15 protein-coding genes are annotated in these 16,784 nt (G+C 62.3%); 4 read left to right on the top strand and 11 right to left on the bottom strand.

What is annotated here, in order from left to right; all coding sequences use genetic code 11:
• Positions 1–51: 51 nt before the first annotated feature.
• Together SKA53_RS06795 and SKA53_RS06800 are read left to right on the top strand one after the other, a co-directional pair.
• A complete protein-coding gene (locus tag SKA53_RS06795) occupies positions 52–699 on the top strand; it encodes a pyrimidine 5'-nucleotidase (RefSeq protein WP_007205357.1) in 648 nt (215 codons plus the stop codon).
• 38 nt (positions 700–737) lie between these two features.
• A complete protein-coding gene (locus SKA53_RS06800; protein ID WP_007205358.1) occupies positions 738–1,928 on the top strand; it encodes a UbiH/UbiF family hydroxylase in 1,191 nt (396 codons plus the stop codon).
• Here the strand turns inward: SKA53_RS06800 and SKA53_RS06805 are convergent.
• From SKA53_RS06805 to SKA53_RS06815, 3 genes are all read right to left on the bottom strand, one after another.
• Entirely contained in the window at positions 1,925–3,052 is a 1,128-nt protein-coding gene (locus SKA53_RS06805; protein WP_110549079.1) for an aminotransferase class V-fold PLP-dependent enzyme, read from the bottom strand. The two genes, SKA53_RS06800 and SKA53_RS06805, sit on opposite strands and share 4 nt — an antisense overlap.
• A 120-nt stretch (positions 3,053–3,172) precedes the next feature.
• A complete protein-coding gene (locus tag SKA53_RS06810) occupies positions 3,173–3,625 on the bottom strand; it encodes an Lrp/AsnC family transcriptional regulator (RefSeq protein ID WP_007205360.1) in 453 nt (150 codons plus the stop codon).
• Positions 3,622–4,077 carry an Lrp/AsnC family transcriptional regulator gene (locus SKA53_RS06815; protein WP_007205361.1) on the bottom strand — a complete coding sequence of 152 codons (456 nt, stop codon included), beginning with the start codon at positions 4,075–4,077 and terminating at the stop codon, positions 3,622–3,624. Before SKA53_RS06815 ends, SKA53_RS06810 begins: the two co-directional genes overlap by 4 nt.
• Before the next feature lie 128 nt (positions 4,078–4,205).
• On the opposite strand from SKA53_RS06815, the gene ilvC reads away from it, so the two are divergent.
• Together ilvC and SKA53_RS06825 are read left to right on the top strand one after the other, a co-directional pair.
• On the top strand, positions 4,206–5,228 hold the full coding sequence (gene ilvC, locus SKA53_RS06820; RefSeq protein WP_007205362.1) for a ketol-acid reductoisomerase: 1,023 nt from the start codon (positions 4,206–4,208) through the stop codon (positions 5,226–5,228).
• A 90-nt stretch (positions 5,229–5,318) separates the two neighbouring features.
• A complete protein-coding gene (locus SKA53_RS06825) occupies positions 5,319–6,242 on the top strand; it encodes a DMT family transporter (protein WP_007205363.1) in 924 nt (307 codons plus the stop codon).
• A 48-nt stretch (positions 6,243–6,290) separates the two neighbouring features.
• Here SKA53_RS06825 and glmM read toward each other — a convergent pair whose 3' ends face one another.
• From glmM to SKA53_RS06865, 8 genes are all read right to left on the bottom strand, one after another.
• On the bottom strand, positions 6,291–7,634 hold the full coding sequence (gene glmM / locus SKA53_RS06830) for a phosphoglucosamine mutase (protein WP_007205364.1): 1,344 nt from the start codon (positions 7,632–7,634) through the stop codon (positions 6,291–6,293).
• Complete coding sequence (gene folP / locus SKA53_RS06835) at positions 7,631–8,638, bottom strand: dihydropteroate synthase (protein ID WP_007205365.1); 1,008 nt, start codon at positions 8,636–8,638, stop codon at positions 7,631–7,633. Before folP ends, glmM begins: the two co-directional genes overlap by 4 nt.
• Entirely contained in the window at positions 8,635–9,555 is a 921-nt protein-coding gene (locus tag SKA53_RS06840) for a dihydroneopterin aldolase (protein ID WP_007205366.1), read from the bottom strand. Before SKA53_RS06840 ends, folP begins: the two co-directional genes overlap by 4 nt.
• Positions 9,556–9,653: 98 nt before the next feature.
• Complete coding sequence (locus tag SKA53_RS06845) at positions 9,654–10,337, bottom strand: cell wall hydrolase (RefSeq protein ID WP_007205367.1); 684 nt, start codon at positions 10,335–10,337, stop codon at positions 9,654–9,656.
• A gap of 183 nt (positions 10,338–10,520) precedes the next feature.
• Positions 10,521–13,073 (bottom strand): putative PEP-binding protein, encoded by a 2,553-nt coding sequence (locus tag SKA53_RS06850; RefSeq protein ID WP_007205368.1) that lies wholly within the window; start codon positions 13,071–13,073, stop codon positions 10,521–10,523.
• 79 nt (positions 13,074–13,152) lie between these two features.
• A complete protein-coding gene (glyS, locus tag SKA53_RS06855) occupies positions 13,153–15,327 on the bottom strand; it encodes a glycine--tRNA ligase subunit beta (RefSeq protein ID WP_007205369.1) in 2,175 nt (724 codons plus the stop codon).
• Complete coding sequence (locus SKA53_RS06860; RefSeq protein WP_007205370.1) at positions 15,327–15,848, bottom strand: DUF6446 family protein; 522 nt, start codon at positions 15,846–15,848, stop codon at positions 15,327–15,329. Before SKA53_RS06860 ends, glyS begins: the two co-directional genes overlap by 1 nt.
• Entirely contained in the window at positions 15,848–16,768 is a 921-nt protein-coding gene (locus SKA53_RS06865) for a glycine--tRNA ligase subunit alpha (protein WP_007205371.1), read from the bottom strand. The genes SKA53_RS06860 and SKA53_RS06865 overlap by 1 nt, the downstream gene beginning before the upstream one ends.
• Positions 16,769–16,784: the final 16 nt, after the last annotated feature.

Raw genomic sequence — 16,784 nt, forward strand, 5'->3', positions numbered from 1 at the left:
AGGCAAGCCCAAGCGGTTGCACCCCGACAAGGGGCAGATTACCAAAGCCGCATGGTTGCGCAGCATTTTGCACATGTCGATACGTGGGTCTTTGACCTCGACAACACGCTTTATCACCCGTCGGCGGGGCTGTTCGCGCAGATGGATGTGCGTTTTGCGGCCTATGTGATGCGGATCACAGGGCTGGATCAGGCGCGCGCGCTGCGGTTGGCGCATGACTATTGGATCAGCCACGGGTCTACCCTCGCGGGGCTGATGGCCGAACATCACATCGACCCCGATGATTTTCTGGCCGATGTGCATGACATCGACATCACGCATCTGGCGCCTGATCCGCTGCTGGGGGCGGCCATCGCGGGGCTGCAGGGGCGCAAGGTCGTCTATACCAACGGGTCGGAAAACCATGCCAAACGCGTGCTGGCCGCGCGCGGCCTGACCCGGCATTTCGATGCGGTTTACGGCGTTGAACACGCCAATTACCGCCCCAAACCCACAGCCGAGGCTTTTGCGGCGATCTTTACCCGTGACGGGATCACCCCCACCAAAGCCGCGATGTTCGAGGATGAAGCCCGCAATCTGGCTGTGCCGCATGACGTCGGCATGCGGACGGTACATGTGCATGAAACCCCCGAAAGCGCGCTGCATATCCACCATGGCGCGCCGGACCTTGCGGCTTTCTTGTCGCAGCTTGCGCGCTGATCCTTCTCAAGCCCGCATCGGCGGACTATGTCCGTGTCATGGAACGCAAAGAAACTGATATTCTGATCGCCGGTGGCGGTGTCGCGGGGCTGGTGGCGGCTGCCGCCTTTGGCACGGCCGGTTTTTCGGTGGTGATCGTCGATCCTACACCGCCCGTGACCGATGCCGACAGCGACGGGGCCGATCTGCGCACCACGGCGTTCCTGCAACCGGCACAGGCGTTTCTGGAGACAGCGGGCATCTGGCCACACCTTGCGGATTACGCGACCCCCTTGCAGATCATGCGCATCGTCGATGCCGCAGCCAGCCCCCATGTTATGCGTGATTTCGACGCCAGCGATATTTCTGACCAGCCCTTCGGCTGGAACCTGCCCAATTGGCTGCTCCGGCGCGAAATCGTCGCGCGCCTGCAAGACCTGCCAAACGTTGATTTCCGCCCGGGCATCAGTTTTGGCAACATGGTGCCGCGCCTGAACGCGGCCTTGGTCAATCTGACCGACGGCACACAGGTCGCAGCCTCGCTGGTTATCGGGGCCGACGGGCGCAATTCCGCCGTGCGCCGCGCCTTGGGGATCAGCGCGACAACCACGCGTTACGGCCAAAAGGCCATGACCTTTGCTGTCACGCATGACGCACCGCATGACAATATTTCGACCGAGATTCATCGCGCAGGCGGGCCTTTCACGCTTGTCCCGCTGCCCGATCATGCGGGCCTGCCCTGCTCTGCCGTGGTCTGGATGGATCATGGCGCGCAAACCCTGCGCCGCGCGGCGCTGGATGCTACCGATTTCGAGGCCGAGGCGAATGACCGGTCAGCATGGCATTACGGCCCGCTCAAGCTCGCCTCCAAACGCATGGTCTGGCCGATCATTAGCCAGATAGCCGACCAGATCACCGGCCCGCGCACAGCACTGGTGGCCGAGGCCGCGCATGTCATGCCGCCTATCGGCGCGCAGGGGCTGAACATGTCGCTGCGCGATCTGGCATGCTTGCTGGATCTTGCCACAGCCGATCCTGCCAGCCTTGGCAGCCCCGCGATGCTGGACAGCTACGCCCGCCAGCGGCACCCCGATATCAAGCTGCGGGTCGCGGGTATCGACGCGCTGAACAAGGCGTCGATGCTGGGCAATAGCGTGGCGCAGGATTTGCGCGCGCGCGGGATCGCGGCACTTTACGGGATCACGCCGGTCCGGCGCACGCTGATGCAACTGGGTCTGGGCGCGCGTTAGAGGACGCGATCCAGCACCGGTATCAGTCGCGCGAGCGTGCCTTGCACATCATAAAGCTTGTCCAACCCGAACAGCCCCAGCCGGAAGGTGCGGAAATCTGCAGGCTCGTCGCATTGCAGCGGCACGCCCGCAGCGATCTGCATGCCTTCGGCCATGAATTTGGACCCGTTCTGGATAGCCGGATCATCGGTATAGCTGACAACAACACCGGGCGCGGCAAAGCCATCCGCCGCGACAGAACGCAGCCCCTTGTCCGCTAGCACGCGGCGCACGGCATTGCCGAGCTCCCATTGCGCGGCCTTCAACTTGTCAAAGCCATACTGCCTGGTTTCCAGCATCGTGTCGCGGAACGCGCGCAGCCCGTCGGTGGGCATGGTCGCATGATAGGCATGACCACCATTTTCATAGGCCTGCATGATTGCATGCCATTTCTTCAGATCAACGGCAAAGGAATTGGACGTCGTCGCTGCCATCCGGTCCGCCGCGCGCTGGGACAACATCACAAGGCCCGCTGACGGGGTGGACGACCAGCCCTTTTGCGGCGCGGAAATCAGCACATCAACACCGGTCGCCTTCATATCGACCCAGACACAGCCCGAGGCGATACAATCCAGCACCATGATCGCGCCCACCTCATGCGCCACATCAGCAAGGGCCGTCAGGTAATCGTCAGGCAGGATGATGCCTGCTGATGTTTCCACATGCGGGGCAAAGACGACATCGGGGCGCGCGTCGCGGATCGCGGCGACCACGTCAGCGATGGGTGCAGGCGCAAAAGGCGCGCGGCTGTCGTTCCCTGCCTGCCGGGCCTTCATCACCGTGGTCTGGGCGGTAAACTGGCCCGCATCGAAAATCTGGGACCAGCGATAGGAAAACCAGCCGTTGCGCAGAACAAAGGCATGCGCCCCGCTGCCGAACTGGCGCGCCACGGCCTCCATGCCATAGGTGCCGCCACCCGGTACGATGGCTACGTGGTCGGCAGCATAGACCTCTTTCAGCATGGCCGAAATATCGGTCATTACGCCCTGAAATGTCTTGGACATATGGTTCAGCGACCGGTCGGTGAAAACGACCGAAAACTCCATCAACCCGTCCGGGTCCACTCCACGCGCTGCACCGTCCATCGCCATTCTCCTCGATTGTTGCCCCACAGCTAAGGCGCAGGCGACCCGAAATCAAAGCCTATCTGGGCATACCAAGGGCATTGTCACAATTCTGCGTTTCCGATCGGCGTCACAGCGACCTCACAATGGCCCGGGACGGCGCTCTTCGGACAAAAGCACATTGGCCTCGACATTGCCGACACCGGGCAAGGTCATCAGCCGGCGGCGCAGCACGCGCTCGAAATCCGCCAGATCGCGCGCCACCACGCGCAGGCGGTAGTCATACAGCCCCAGCACATGATCAACCGTCTGCACCTCGGGGACCGCCCCCACCGCACGTTCGAAATCCTCCAGGCTGACGCGGCCCTTGGTGGCCAGCTTCACCCCCAAAAACACTGTCACCCCGAACCCGGCCTTGGCAGCATCCAGCTGCAACCGGCGCCCCGCGATCACGCCAGCCTCCTGCAACCGCTTGATCCGGCGCCAGGTGGCAGGCTGGCTCAGCCCCAGCTTGGTGGCCAGCTGCGTGGTGGATTGATCGGCATTCACGCTCAGCGCGCGCAAGATCATGCGGTCAAGGTCATCCAATGTCATAGCGGAAGGCTTTCGTCGCCCTTGACAGTGGCGACGGTCATCAGCGCCTCGATATCCGCGATATGCGGCAATTCGAGAACCTGTTCACGGTAAATGCGCTGGTAATCTGCCAGATCGCGCGCGATCAGCGACAAGCGCACATCCACGCGCCCCAGAAAGGTCTGGATCTCGATCACCTCCGGCACCTGCCGTGCTGCCGCCAGAAAATCGTCAAAGGCGCGCGATTGCGTCTTGTCGAGCGTGATGCGCAGACTGACAGCCACTGCATAGCCCAGCGCACGCCAGTCAATCACGATCCGGCTGCCCAGCAAAACGCCCGCCGCGCGCAGCTGGTCCAGCCTGCGGGTCACGCGCGCCGGCGTGCTGCTCACAGCCTCCGCCAGATCCGGCACACCGCGGCTAGGGTCAGCCTGCAACAGGCGCAACAAACGGCGATCAAGCTCATCTAACATGAAATCCGCTATATTCGACAAAATTACGCATAACAATCTTCTTATTTCTAAAAATACTCAAAGAACTGCGCTCACAAAACGGCGGGACGTCGCTATAAGCGTTGCAGCTTCAACAAAGGAATACGAAAATGCGCGTTTATTACGACCGTGACTGCGATGTGAACCTGATCAAGGACAAGAAAGTCGCCATTCTGGGCTACGGCTCCCAAGGCCATGCGCATGCGCTGAACCTGCGCGACTCTGGCGCCAAAAACCTCGTCGTCGCCCTGCGCGAAGGCTCGCCATCCGCGAAAAAAGCCGAAGGTGAAGGCCTGAAAGTCATGGGCATCGCCGAAGCCGCCGCATGGTGCGATGTCATCATGTTCACCATGCCCGACGAATTGCAGGCCGAGACCTACAAAAAATACGTCCATGACAACCTCAAAGAAGGCTCCGCCATCGCTTTCGCCCATGGCCTGAACGTGCATTTCGGCCTGATCGAACCCAAAGCCGGCGTTGACGTGATCATGATGGCCCCCAAAGGCCCCGGTCACACTGTGCGCGGCGAATATACCAAAGGCGGCGGCGTGCCTTGCCTTGTGGCGGTCCACCAAGACGCGACCGGCAAAGCCATGGAAATCGGCCTGTCCTATTGCTCGGCCATCGGTGGCGGGCGTTCGGGCATCATCGAAACCAACTTCCGCCAGGAATGTGAAACCGATCTGTTCGGCGAACAGGCCGTGCTGTGTGGCGGTCTGGTCGAATTGATCCGTATGGGCTTTGAAACACTGGTCGAGGCCGGATACGAGCCTGAAATGGCCTATTTCGAATGTCTGCACGAGGTCAAACTGATCGTCGATCTGATCTATGAAGGCGGTATCGCCAACATGAACTATTCGATCTCCAACACCGCCGAATATGGCGAATATGTCTCTGGTCCGCGCATCCTGCCTTACGAGGAAACCAAAAAGCGGATGAAAGAGGTGCTGACCGACATCCAGACCGGCAAATTCGTGCGTGATTTCATGCAGGAAAATTCCGTGGGCCAGCCTTATTTCAAGGCAACCCGCCGGATCAACGACGAGCACCAGATCGAAAAGGTCGGCGAAAAACTGCGCGCGATGATGCCGTGGATTTCCGCAGGCCGCATGGTGGACAAAGACAAGAACTAAACACTTTCGGCGTAAGGTGGGTCAAGACCCACCCTACCCCTGCAAGGCCCGGACACGCTCCGGGCCTTTTTGCCCTTTGGACAGCACCCCATGCCACAGCAGCCCACGCCATTGAACTGGATCTCGATCGCCCTTCTCGGGCTGATCTGGGGGGCGACCTTCATGGTCGTGGCCACCGCCCTCGAAGGCTATGGCCCGCTGACCGTCGCCTGCGCACGCACCACGCTGGGGGCAGGCGCGATGCTGGCGCTGATGGTGGTCCTGCGCCGCCCCTTGCCTGATTTCACGCCGCAGATGCGGGCCTATCTGCTGGCCATCGGGATTTTCAACACCGCGGTACCTTTTGCCTTGCTCAGCTGGGGGCAACAATATGTGCCCTCTGCCTTTGCGGGGATTTCCATGGCGGCGCTGCCTTTGTTCGTGCTGCCGCTGGCGCATCTGTTTTCGGATGAAAAGCTGCGCCTGCGCAGCGCGCTGGGGGTCGTGATCGGCTTTTGCGGCGCGGTCGTCCTGATCGGCCCCGGTGTGTTGCGGATCGGGACGGGGTGGGAGCCGTTGGGCCAGTTGGCCTGCCTTGCCGCCGCCATGTCCTATGCGGTGTCCAGCGTCATGACGCGGCGTTGCCCGCCCATCGACCCGATCACGATGACAGCCCTGCTTCTGAGCGTTGGTGCTGCCGCGCTGATCCCCGCGATGCTGATCGTCGAAGGCATCCCCGGCGCGGCCGCCCCCCGCCCGATGCTTGCGATTGTCTTTCTGGGCGTGATACCCACGGCGCTTGCCGCGGTTTTGCGCGTGGCGACGATCCGCAGCGCGGGGGCGGTCTTCATGACCTTGGTGAATTATCAGGTACCAGTCTGGTCGATGCTGTTCGGCGTGCTGGTTCTGAACGAGGTCCTGCCATTGCGGTTCTTTGCCGCCCTTGCCCTGATCCTGCTGGGTCTGGCGATCAGCCAGTGGGCGGGGCTGAAGCGGCTGTTCGCCGCTGCAAGAGCCTCTGGCGGGGATACTTAGGTCAAATCGCGCTTCGCACGAATTGACCGGAGCGGAAGATGGGCAGGATCAGGACGCTGCCGCAACCTCGGCTATGATCTGGTCCACGACCTGTGCAAGAAGCGTGTCATCCTCGCATTCAGCCATGACGCGGATCAGCGGTTCGGTGCCGGATTTGCGGATCAGCAGCCGGCCTTTGCCGTTCAGCTTGATTTCGGCATCCGCAATTGAGGCCGCGACACGCTTGGTCGCCAGAGGATCGGTGCCAGCGGTGAAGCGTACGTTTTTCAGCATCTGCGGCACGGTGTCGAAATTGCGCGCAAGCACGCTCGCCTTATGCCCCGTGTCGATCATCGCGGCCAGAAATTGCAACCCGGCCAGCAAACCGTCGCCGGTGGTCGCGTAATCGGTCATCACGATATGGCCCGATTGTTCGCCGCCAAGGTTGAACCCGCCTGCGCGCATCGCCTCGACCACATAGCGGTCGCCTACGGCGGTGCGTTTGAGATGCAACCCCTTGGCGTCAAGGAACCGTTCCAACCCCAGATTGGACATGACCGTCGCGACCAGAGTGTCACCCTGTAACCGCCCCACTGCGGCCCAGCGCGCAGCCATCAGCGCCATGATCTGGTCGCCATCGGCCACGGCACCAGTTTCATCAAGGATCATCACACGGTCGGCGTCGCCATCCAGACAGATGCCCACATCGGCGCCTGTGTCGCGGATCACCTGTGCGGCGCGTTCGGGATGGGTCGAACCGCAACCGTCGTTGATGTTGAACCCGTCAGGGTCCACGCCGACCTTGATGACGGTGGCGCCCAGTTCCCACAACACCTCGGGGGCGACCTTGTAGGCCGCACCATTGGCGCAATCCACCACGACCTTCAGACCGTCGAGCCGCATACCTGCGGGAAAGGTCGCTTTCAGCCGTTCGGCATAGCGGAACCGCCCGTCGTCGATCCGCTTGGCCCGCCCGATATTGGCGGCCTTGGCAGGCTCCACATCGGATGCGATCAGCGCCTCGATCTGTTCCTCGGCGGCATCGGACAGTTTGAAGCCGTCAGGGCCAAAAAACTTGATCCCGTTGTCGTGATGCGGATTGTGGCTGGCGGAAATCATGATGCCGACATCGGCACGCATCGAGGTGGTCAGCAACCCCACCGCCGGCGTCGGAACCGGCCCCAAAAGCAGCACATTCATGCCGGTGCTGGTCAGCCCCGCCGTCAGCGCGTTTTCGAACATATAGCCTGACAGCCGCGTATCCTTGCCGATCACCACACGGTGGCCGTTCGATCCGTCATTGCGAAAATACCGCCCCGCCGCCGCCCCGATCCGCAGCGCCATATCGGCGGTCATCGGATATATATTCGCCGTGCCGCGCACCCCGTCGGTGCCAAAGAACTTGCGTGTCATCTGCTGTCTGTCCCGTTGATCGCCGACCAGAGTGCCAGCGCCTGTTTTGTAGCAAAGGTATCATGCACCCGCAGGATCTGCACCCCCTGCGATAGGCCATGCAGCGCCACTGCGACAGAACCCGCCATGCGGTCCTTGGCATCCTGTCCGCCGCCGATGGTGCCGATGAACCGCTTGCGCGAGGCCCCCAGCAGGATCGGGCAGCCAAGAGCATGGAACAGCGACACATTCCGCAGCAGGGTCAGGTTGTGATCCTGCGTTTTGCCAAAACCGATGCCAGGGTCAATGATGATCGCGGTGCGCGCGATGCCCGCCGCCTCGGCCTGCGCGATACGGGCGGCCAGAAAATCATAGACGTCCAGCAGGACATCGTCATAGCGCGGGTCGTTTTGCATTGTGGCGGGATCGCCCTGCGCATGCATCAGGCAGACAGGCAGACCCGCATCCGCCGTGACCTGCGCCAAGGCGGGATCATGGCTGAAGGCGGCGACATCGTTGACCAGACTGGCGCCCGCCGCGATGGCGGCTTTTGCCACATCAGCCTTGCGCGTGTCGATCGAGATGGCGATTGCAGATTGCGCCCTGATCGCGGCGATAACCGGGGCGGTGCGGCTGATTTCTGCGGCATTGGCGACGGTCACGGCACCGGGCCGCGTGCTTTCGCCGCCGATGTCGATGATCTCGGCCCCCTCTGCCTGCATCGCCAAGGCGCGGGCCGTGGCGCTGACCAGATCAGCGTGATCGCCGCCGTCAGAAAAACTGTCCGGCGTCACGTTCAGGATGCCCATGATGCGCGGCCGGTCCATCGCCAGCCCCGCAACAGGCGCGCGCGGCGCGGTCAGATGGGCAAGAATTGTTGCGGGGACATCGCGCGCGGGAATGACGTGCGATGGCTGCCCCCGTTCCAAAACTGCGACATCGCGAAACAGGCACGCACCCCCCGCCAGTGGCAGCGTGTCGCTGGCAGGTTCCGCCACCACAAGGGGCCGGTAATAAAGCGTCATGCCAAGACCGCCTGATCGACCGGCAGCACACGCAGGGCAATATCGGTGACAGGGGCGGCATGACCGACAAACACCAGTTCTGCCGCCTGCATCTGGCCTGCGAACCACGCGATCAGCGCCGCTGCATCCGCAGGGCTGGCAGACGGGCCATCCACCGCATCCAGCACGATCTTGGACGGCGCCCAGACGCTGACCTGCCCGTTCTTCATCGCCCAGTCGAGCTCGGTGCGGGTCTGCACCACAACGCAGCGCGCATCGCGCACGGCCAGCCGCCACGCATTTTGTTCGATGGCCAACAGGTCGATCCGGCGCTGTGCCAGCCGGTTGGGGACTTGTGGCGCACTTGTCTCGCCCGCACCGACGCAGATGATCACGGGGGCCGGCATCGCGGCAAGCTGATCAATCCACCCCCCCAACAGCGGCGAGGCGATGGCCGCGTTCGACAGGAACACGACGCGCGGATGCGGCACGGGGATATGGGCCTGCCCGCCGGGGGTCTGGCCATCGCGGGCGCGCACGATCTCGACACCCAAGGCAAAGGGGCCGCGATCCAGCTTTTCGATGCGCACGAAGACCCGATGCGCCTGCGGTTCCAGCAGAATCCTATCCGCGACACGCGCGGCAAGGGTTTCCAACAGGTTCAGGCGTTCGGCGTGCAGTTCGATCCCGATCGCTTCGGTCACGCGGTCATAAGACAAGATGCGGTCAACGTCATCGTCTATCGGGCCGGACAGGCGCGGCACCTCGACCACCACGTTAAAGCGTACGCGCTGCAATGTGCCGCGTTCCTGCTGGAACGCCCCGATTTCCACGCTGACAATATAGTCGCGCAAGGAAATCCGGTCGCAGGGGGTGGTCGTACTCGCCTCGGCCCGTTCGCTGGGATGGGCAAAGGCAAGGCGGATGTCATCTGTCATCAGGTCGTCCAGTCAACTGGCGGCGTTACCCCCAGCGATACCGCGCCCCCGCCCGCAGGACAAGGACAGCCGCGACAGCGCGGCCACCGGTTGCGACCTCAGTTCGCGGCAGTGCGAACAGGTTCGCGGTAGAAATGATGCGCGCCGATCGTGGTCGTGCGCGTGAAACTGCGCGACCAGGACGGGTTGACGGCGCGGGTATGGAAATGCGTCGCACCCCCCGTCAGGTCACGCGGCATGCCAGCAAGCAGGACAGAGGCAATCTTGCCCACACGTTCCCAAGCGACTTGCTCGTTGATCACCTCAGGATTGCCGTCGCAATTATAGCTGAACTGGCAGGCGTATTTGCGCCCGGTGCCCTGTTTGACCACACCGCACAAAGATTGCGGGTAAGCGGCACTTTCGACGCGGTTCAAAATCACCTCGCCAACGGCGAATTGACCGCGCACGGATTCGCCACGCGCCTCGAAATACAGCGCCTCGGCCAGACATTCCCATTGCGCATCACCAGAAGCGACGGGCAGGCTGTCAAGAAAATCGGTATCATAAATCACGACGGGTGCCGTCGGAATGCCGCGTTCGCTGGCGGGGGGCAGGCTGGTCAATTGCGCCATGCGCGCTTCGGACAGCACGGAAAGCGCGGACCGCTCCTCTCCCAGAAGACCGGCCAGTCGGCTGGCCATGTCGGTATCAGCACTGTCGGTATCAGCACTGGCGTAAACGCCACCGAAGGCAAGTTGTGCGACGACAAAAGCGGCCGCGATTTTCTTCAAAGGCGTCATTCTTCAAACCAAAGAAACCACGCGGTCAGCCCCGCGGAAGCAGCGCCGTGGTTAGGGCAATACAGACCGAACGTCTACCCCTAGTGGCCATAGCGGCGGAACAACGCCGTTATCGCGTCAAAATATGATAAAATCGCACCACATAATGCCCGTCGCGGAAAATGCTCCACTATATCTAGTGGCTCACGCTTTGGTGATTTTGTCCTTCAGGGCCAGTTGCGCCGCCATCAGCCGCGCCCCCGGCACCCGGAACGGCGAACAAGAGACGTAATCGAACTTGTGATCGCGGCAGAATGCGATGGCGCTGCGGCTGCCGCCATGTTCGCCGCAGATCGACAACACGACATCGGGCCGGCCACGCCGCCCGCGTTCGGCACCCATCGCCACCAATTCGCCCACACCTTCGATGTCGAGCGTGTGAAACGGGTCTTCGGCATAGACGCCCTGCTGCACATAGGTGGACATGAACCGCCCCGCATCATCGCGCGACAACCCATAAGTCATCTGCGTCAGGTCATTGGTACCAAAAGACAAAAATTCTGCATGGGCGGCAATATCCTGCGCGCGCAGGGCCGCACGCGGGGTTTCGACCATCACGCCCAAGCGGTAATTCAGCGTCGCTCGCGCCCGTCCAGCCACCAGATTGGCGACGCTTTCGATGCGGGATTTCATCAGCTCGACTTCGCGCATCGCCGAGACGAGCGGAATCATGATATCGACGGCGGGCGCGATGCCCTTGGCCCCAACGGCCACCATCGCCTCGAAGATCGCCTGCGCCTGCATGTCGTAAATCTCGGGGATGGCAATTCCCAGCCGAACGCCGCGCATCCCCAACATCGGGTTATATTCGCTCAGGGCGGCCACCCGTTCGGCCACTTCGGGCAAAGGCAGCGCCAGTTGTTCGGCCAGATCGCGCATTCCGGCCTTGTCGGATGGCAGGAATTCATGCAGCGGCGGGTCGAACAGGCGTACGCAGACGCTGCGCCCTTCCATGATGCTGAACAATTCGGCGAAATCCGCGCGCTGCATTGGCAGCAGACGGTCGAGCACGGCGCGCCGGTCTTTGCTGCTTTCGGCAAAAATCATCTCGCGCATCACACCCAGACGGTCGCCTTCGAAAAACATATGTTCGGTGCGGCACAGCCCGATGCCTTCGGCGGCGAAATTGCGCGCGGTCTGCGCATCGGCGGGCGTGTCGGCATTGGCGCGCACGCCGATATCACGGAACGTGTCGGCCCATTCCAGCAGGGTCTGGAACGCACCATCGAGCGACGCCTCCAGCATCGGCGGCGCACCGGCCAGCACCTGCCCCGTGGTGCCATCGACGGTGATGATGTCACCGGCGGCAAAGGTCCGCCCGTCGGGGGCGACAACGCGGCCCGACTTGCGGTCGATCAGCAGGTCAGACGCCCCCACGACGCAAGGCACGCCCAGCCCCCGCCCGATCACGGCAGCATGGCTGGTGATGCCACCGCGCATCGTCAGCACGGCGGATGCGGCATGCATCCCGCGGATATCCTCGGGCGTGGTTTCGCGGCGGACCAGCACACACGCCTCGCCCCGCGCAGCACTGGCCTGCGCCTCGTTCGCGGTCAGCACGATCCGGCCGCTGGCCGCACCGGGGCTGGCGGCGATCCCTGTCACCAGCACGTTGCGCGGCGCGCTAGGGTCTACCTGCCGGTGCAGCAGTTCCGACAAGGCGACGGGTTCGACACGCAACACCGCATCCTGCCGGGTGATCACGCCGTCTTCGGCCAAGGCCACGGCGATCCGCACCGAGGCCCGCGACGACCGCTGCACGCGCACGGCATCAAGGATATAAAGCTTGCCCGCGTCGATGGTGAATTTCACCTGCATTTCCTCGCGCAGATGCTGGCGGCACAGCGCGCCACAATCAAGCAGCTGCGCAAAAGTCTGCGGGCAGCGGTCCTGCAAGGATGCGCCACGCGGATCACGGGTCAGATAGAGCGCGCCTTCGGCATCGGTCTTGTCCATCTGCGGCACGTTCTGCGCGACATAGCGGCCCGTGATCCGCGGCGCGCCTGTCGTGCTATCGACGAATTGCACGGTGCCGGTGCCGCATTCGCCCTGCCCCAGCCCCAGCGCCATGGCCTGCACCACCAAACCCAGCCCCGCATCGACGGGCGCGCCCTTGGCCTGGCGCAACAACCGCGCAGAGGTGCCATCCCAGGCACGTGCCATGGACCGCAACACCTCGGCCAGTTGGACGGCGGGGTCTTGCGGGAAAGGCTCATCCGTTTCGGCCTCATAGGCGGCTAGCATCACGCGCAGGGCGCTGGCATCAGCGATATCGGGCAGGTGGAATTCGTCAGGGTCCAGCCGCGCCACATGCACCGCGTAGGACTGCACGAAACGCAGGTAAAGCCGCGCCGCCGCAGCCTCGCCCATGACCTGCGACATGCTGACAAAGCGTGCATCATTCATGCCCACATTCAGGATCGCGGATGGCCCGCCCCAATCGGCGCTCTCGCTGGATGGGCGCACGGACAAAAGCGGCTGCGGGTCGAACGGCGCCATCAAGGCCGCCATATCGGGCAGATTGCCAAGCGCTGCATCGCGCACCGCATCAAAGGACAAGGCCACGGTGACAGGCACCGGCATCGCGAGCCGGATCAGCCGTTGGAGGCATTTTGCGCGACCGCCATGCGCCGCGACCGAGACCGGCGCGGTCGGCGTGATCAGCGTCACGCGGTCCTGTTTGATCTGTTGCTGCACTGCGGCACCGCCTTATTGCGTAGGCGCAGCATAGAACAGGAAATGGCCATGCGTAAAGCCAAGTTGACAGCCAAGGTGTCTAGCCTTCAATTTTTGTCAGATCAGCCACGGACAGACAGATTTTCCTGATCCGTGACAACAGGTTAAGCCTGTTGCGGCGGATCACTTGCCGGTCGTCGTTGACCTGTACAGCGGTGAAAAATGCATCAATCGGGCCGCGAAGTGCCGCCATAGCGGTCATCGCGGTGCTGAAATCTTCGTCTTTCATCGCCGGCGCGATCTTTGCATCTGCAGCATCGAGCGCGGCAAACAGCGCCTTTTCGGCACCGTCTTCGGCGAATTTCAGGTCCGCGCCATAGGAATATTCGACCCCGTCCTTGGCCTCGGCCTGCGTCAGGATGTTATTGGCGCGCTTGAACCCTTGGATCAGGTTTTCGCCATCATCCGTGGCCAGCACATCGGCCAAGGCGCGGGCGCGTTTGACCAACAGGGTCAGATCGTCGTTGTTCGGCATGGCGATGCAGGCGTCGATGATGTCGTGGCGGATGCCTTGGTCCTTGAGATAGACCTTGAGGCGGTCGTGGAAAAAGGCGAGCAGGCTGTCGTAATTTGCACCCGCATCATCTGGCACAGTTTCACCAGACTTGAACTCATCAGGAATACGCATCTCGGCAGATACCCGAATATCACGCAAATTAATCCGCGCCCCATTCTCCAACACCAACCGTATAACGCCCAGCGCCGCGCGGCGCAGCGCAAAGGGGTCCTTGCTCCCCGTCGGCTTTTCGTCAATCGCCCAGAACCCCGTCAGCGTGTCGATCTTGTCGGCCAGCGCCACGGCCACCGATACGGGTGCAGTCGGCACGGCGTCCGATGGACCCAGCGGCGAATAATGGTCTTGGCAGGCGGCCGCCACCGCCGGATTCAATCCGGCGGCTGTCGCATAATAGCGGCCCATCAGCCCCTGCAATTCAGGAAATTCCCCGACCATTTCTGATTGCAGATCAGCCTTGGCCACGATTGCTGCCTGTTCGGCCAGATCAGGATCAGCCCCCACATGCGGCGCAATTTCACGCGCGAGGGCTGCGATCCGCGCGATGCGGTCGGCCTGTGATCCAAGCTTGTTGTGGAAGGTCACATTGGCCAGCCCCGCGCCCATGCCTTCCAGCCCATCGGCCTTGACCGTGCGCAGGTCGTTTTCCCAAAAGAATTTCGCATCCGACAGCCGCGCCGCCAGCACCTTTTGATTGCCCGCCAGAATGGTCGCACCATGATCGGCGGTGGCCATGTTGGCCACGGTCACAAAGCGTTCGATCCGGCCCGTTTTCGGATTGCGGACCGAAAAGAATTTCTGGTGTTCCTTCATCGAGGTCTGCAACACCTCGGGCGGCAGGCCCAGAAAGGCATCGTCAATCCGGCCCAGCAGCACGACAGGCCATTCGACCAGCCCTGCCACCTCGGCCAGCAACCCGCGATCCTCGACCAGTTCCAGACCCGATGCAAAGGCCTGCTGGGTCGCGTCGTTCCAGATCACCTCGGCGCGTTCATCGGCGCGCAGGATCACATGGGCGCGTTTCAGTTTCGCCTCGTAATCGTCAAAGCCGTTCACGGTGAAGGCATCAGGCGACAGGAACCGGTGGCCGCGCGTGCTGCGCCCTGCGGTGATCGCGTCGATGGTCAGCGGCACAACCTCGGCGCCTGCTTCATCCGACAACAGGCAGATGATGGATTGCAGCGGGCGCACCCATTTCAGCGCGCCTGTGCCCCAGCGCATGGATTTGGGCCACGGGAAATTGCGCACGGTGGCGTCAAGCACTTCTGCGATGATGTCGGCGGCTTTGCGAGGTGGATACTCCAGAACAGCCATCAAGACCCGTTTGCCCTTAAGCTCTTGCGTCGTAACGAAGCTATCGCCAAATGAAATAACTTCGCCGGCCTTCAGTGCTTCAATCTGCTCATCGTACCATTTGTCCGGGGCCTCCATGCCCAGCCCCTGAAGATAGCCCTTCAATGCCCTTGGATTAGCATCAATCGGCGGACCCTTCTTTTCTTCCCTAAAAATTGTGCTTTCGGCCGTCAGCCCGTCAATCGCCAGCGTCAGACGGCGCGGCGTGGCAAAGGCGGCGGCACCGGCATAGGTCAGCCCCGCCTCGACCAGACCGTCCGTGACGAGCTTGCGCAGGTCATCGGCGGCGCGCGCCTGCATCCGGGCCGGAATTTCCTCGGAGAAAAGTTCAATCAGAAGATCAGGCATTATTGCAGGCTTTCGGGTGCTGGGGGGCAGGTGTCAGGGGCGGGATAGCGGTTGAACACGGCTTCGCCGCAGGCGTTGATCTCGTGCCAGATATAGGCACGCCCGTCAGGGTAAACCGCGATAACGCGGTCGATACCATATTGCAGATTGGCGGTCCCAAGATAGGCGGTGGCCAGCCCATCCTGCAGGTCCGCGCCGATCTGGCGGGCGTCGAAACAATCAAACCAGCGCGGCGCGATGCGCGGTTCGGCAAAGGGCAAGGGGACAGCGGTCGCCAATGTCGCCGTGTCGATGTCCGTGCTCAGGCAGGCGCGATACCGCAGCGGGCTGGACACCGCGTCAATGCCAGTGAAATCGCTGAATGGCAGGGTGATCGGCGCGCTGCTATCGGTGGCGGTCAGGGTAATGTCGCCTTGGGCGGCAACAACATCTTCGTAATAGGCATAGACCTGCAGGTAATACATCGCCCCACCAAAGACGGCGGCCACCACCAACATCCCCACGATCAATATGCGTGCCATCAGGCGCTGGCCCCCGCAGCTTCGGTCTGCATGAAAGCATCCGCGCAGGCCTTGGCCAGCGCGCGCACCCGCCCGATATAGGCCTGCCGTTCGGTGACGGAAATCACGCCGCGCGCGTCCAGCAGGTTGAACAGATGGCTGGCCTTGATGCACTGGTCATAGGCGGGGTGGGCCATGATGATGGCCATGTCCTTTTTGGGGTCATGCGCGGGGGTGGACAGGATGCGGTGGCATTCAGCCTCGGCATCCTTGAAATGCTGCAGCAGCATGTCGGTGTCGGCCACATCGAAGTTCCAGCGCGCATATTCCTGTTCGGTCTGGCAAAAGATGTCGCCATAGCGCAGCGCAATAGGCGCGTCAGGATCGTTGAACGGCATGTCCATCACATGATCCACGCCCAGCACATACATCGCCAGCCGTTCCAGCCCATAGGTCAATTCGCCCGAGACGGGACGGCAATCATGCCCGCCGACCTGTTGAAAATAGGTGAACTGGCTGACTTCCATCCCGTCGCACCAAACCTCCCAGCCCAGCCCCCAAGCGCCAAGCGTCGGGCTTTCCCAATCATCCTCGACAAAGCGGATGTCGTGCAGATGCGCATCGATCCCGATGGCGGCCAGCGACCCCAGATAAAGCTCCTGCAAATCCGGCGGGCTGGGTTTGATCAGCACCTGATATTGGTAATAATGCTGCAACCGGTTGGGGTTTTCACCATAGCGCCCGTCGGTCGGGCGGCGGGACGGTTGCACATAAGCGGCAGCCCAGGGTTTGGACCCCAGCGCGCGCAGGGTCGTGGCGGGGTGAAAGGTACCTGCACCGACTTCGATGTCATAGGGTTGCAGGATCGCACAGCCCTTGGCCGCCCAATAGGACTGTAGCCGCAGGATGATTTCCTGAAAACTGCGCGGTTTGTCGGACATGGGCACCCTCGTTTGC

It is taken from the genome of Yoonia vestfoldensis SKA53, assembly GCF_000152785.1.
GTDB lineage: Bacteria > Pseudomonadota > Alphaproteobacteria > Rhodobacterales > Rhodobacteraceae > Yoonia > Yoonia vestfoldensis_A.

What these genes read in the sequence shown, in the direction of transcription:
- SKA53_RS06860 (WP_007205370.1), bottom strand. Translation starts at nt 15,848, where the DNA reads ATGGCACGCATATTGATCGTGGGGATGTTGGTGGTGGCCGCCGTCTTT.
- SKA53_RS06845 (WP_007205367.1), bottom strand. Translation starts at nt 10,337, where the DNA reads ATGACGCCTTTGAAGAAAATCGCGGCCGCTTTTGTCGTCGCACAACTT.
- SKA53_RS06840 (WP_007205366.1), bottom strand. Translation starts at nt 9,555, where the DNA reads ATGACAGATGACATCCGCCTTGCCTTTGCCCATCCCAGCGAACGGGCC.
- SKA53_RS06825 (WP_007205363.1), top strand. Translation starts at nt 5,319, where the DNA reads ATGCCACAGCAGCCCACGCCATTGAACTGGATCTCGATCGCCCTTCTC.
- glmM (WP_007205364.1), bottom strand. Translation starts at nt 7,634, where the DNA reads ATGACACGCAAGTTCTTTGGCACCGACGGGGTGCGCGGCACGGCGAAT.
- SKA53_RS06815 (WP_007205361.1), bottom strand. Translation starts at nt 4,077, where the DNA reads ATGTTAGATGAGCTTGATCGCCGTTTGTTGCGCCTGTTGCAGGCTGAC.
- SKA53_RS06795 (WP_007205357.1), top strand. Translation starts at nt 52, where the DNA reads ATGGTTGCGCAGCATTTTGCACATGTCGATACGTGGGTCTTTGACCTC.
- glyS (WP_007205369.1), bottom strand. Translation starts at nt 15,327, where the DNA reads ATGCCTGATCTTCTGATTGAACTTTTCTCCGAGGAAATTCCGGCCCGG.
- folP (WP_007205365.1), bottom strand. Translation starts at nt 8,638, where the DNA reads ATGACGCTTTATTACCGGCCCCTTGTGGTGGCGGAACCTGCCAGCGAC.
- SKA53_RS06800 (WP_007205358.1), top strand. Translation starts at nt 738, where the DNA reads ATGGAACGCAAAGAAACTGATATTCTGATCGCCGGTGGCGGTGTCGCG.
- ilvC (WP_007205362.1), top strand. Translation starts at nt 4,206, where the DNA reads ATGCGCGTTTATTACGACCGTGACTGCGATGTGAACCTGATCAAGGAC.
- SKA53_RS06865 (WP_007205371.1), bottom strand. Translation starts at nt 16,768, where the DNA reads ATGTCCGACAAACCGCGCAGTTTTCAGGAAATCATCCTGCGGCTACAG.
- SKA53_RS06805 (WP_110549079.1), bottom strand. Translation starts at nt 3,052, where the DNA reads ATGGACGGTGCAGCGCGTGGAGTGGACCCGGACGGGTTGATGGAGTTT.
- SKA53_RS06810 (WP_007205360.1), bottom strand. Translation starts at nt 3,625, where the DNA reads ATGACATTGGATGACCTTGACCGCATGATCTTGCGCGCGCTGAGCGTG.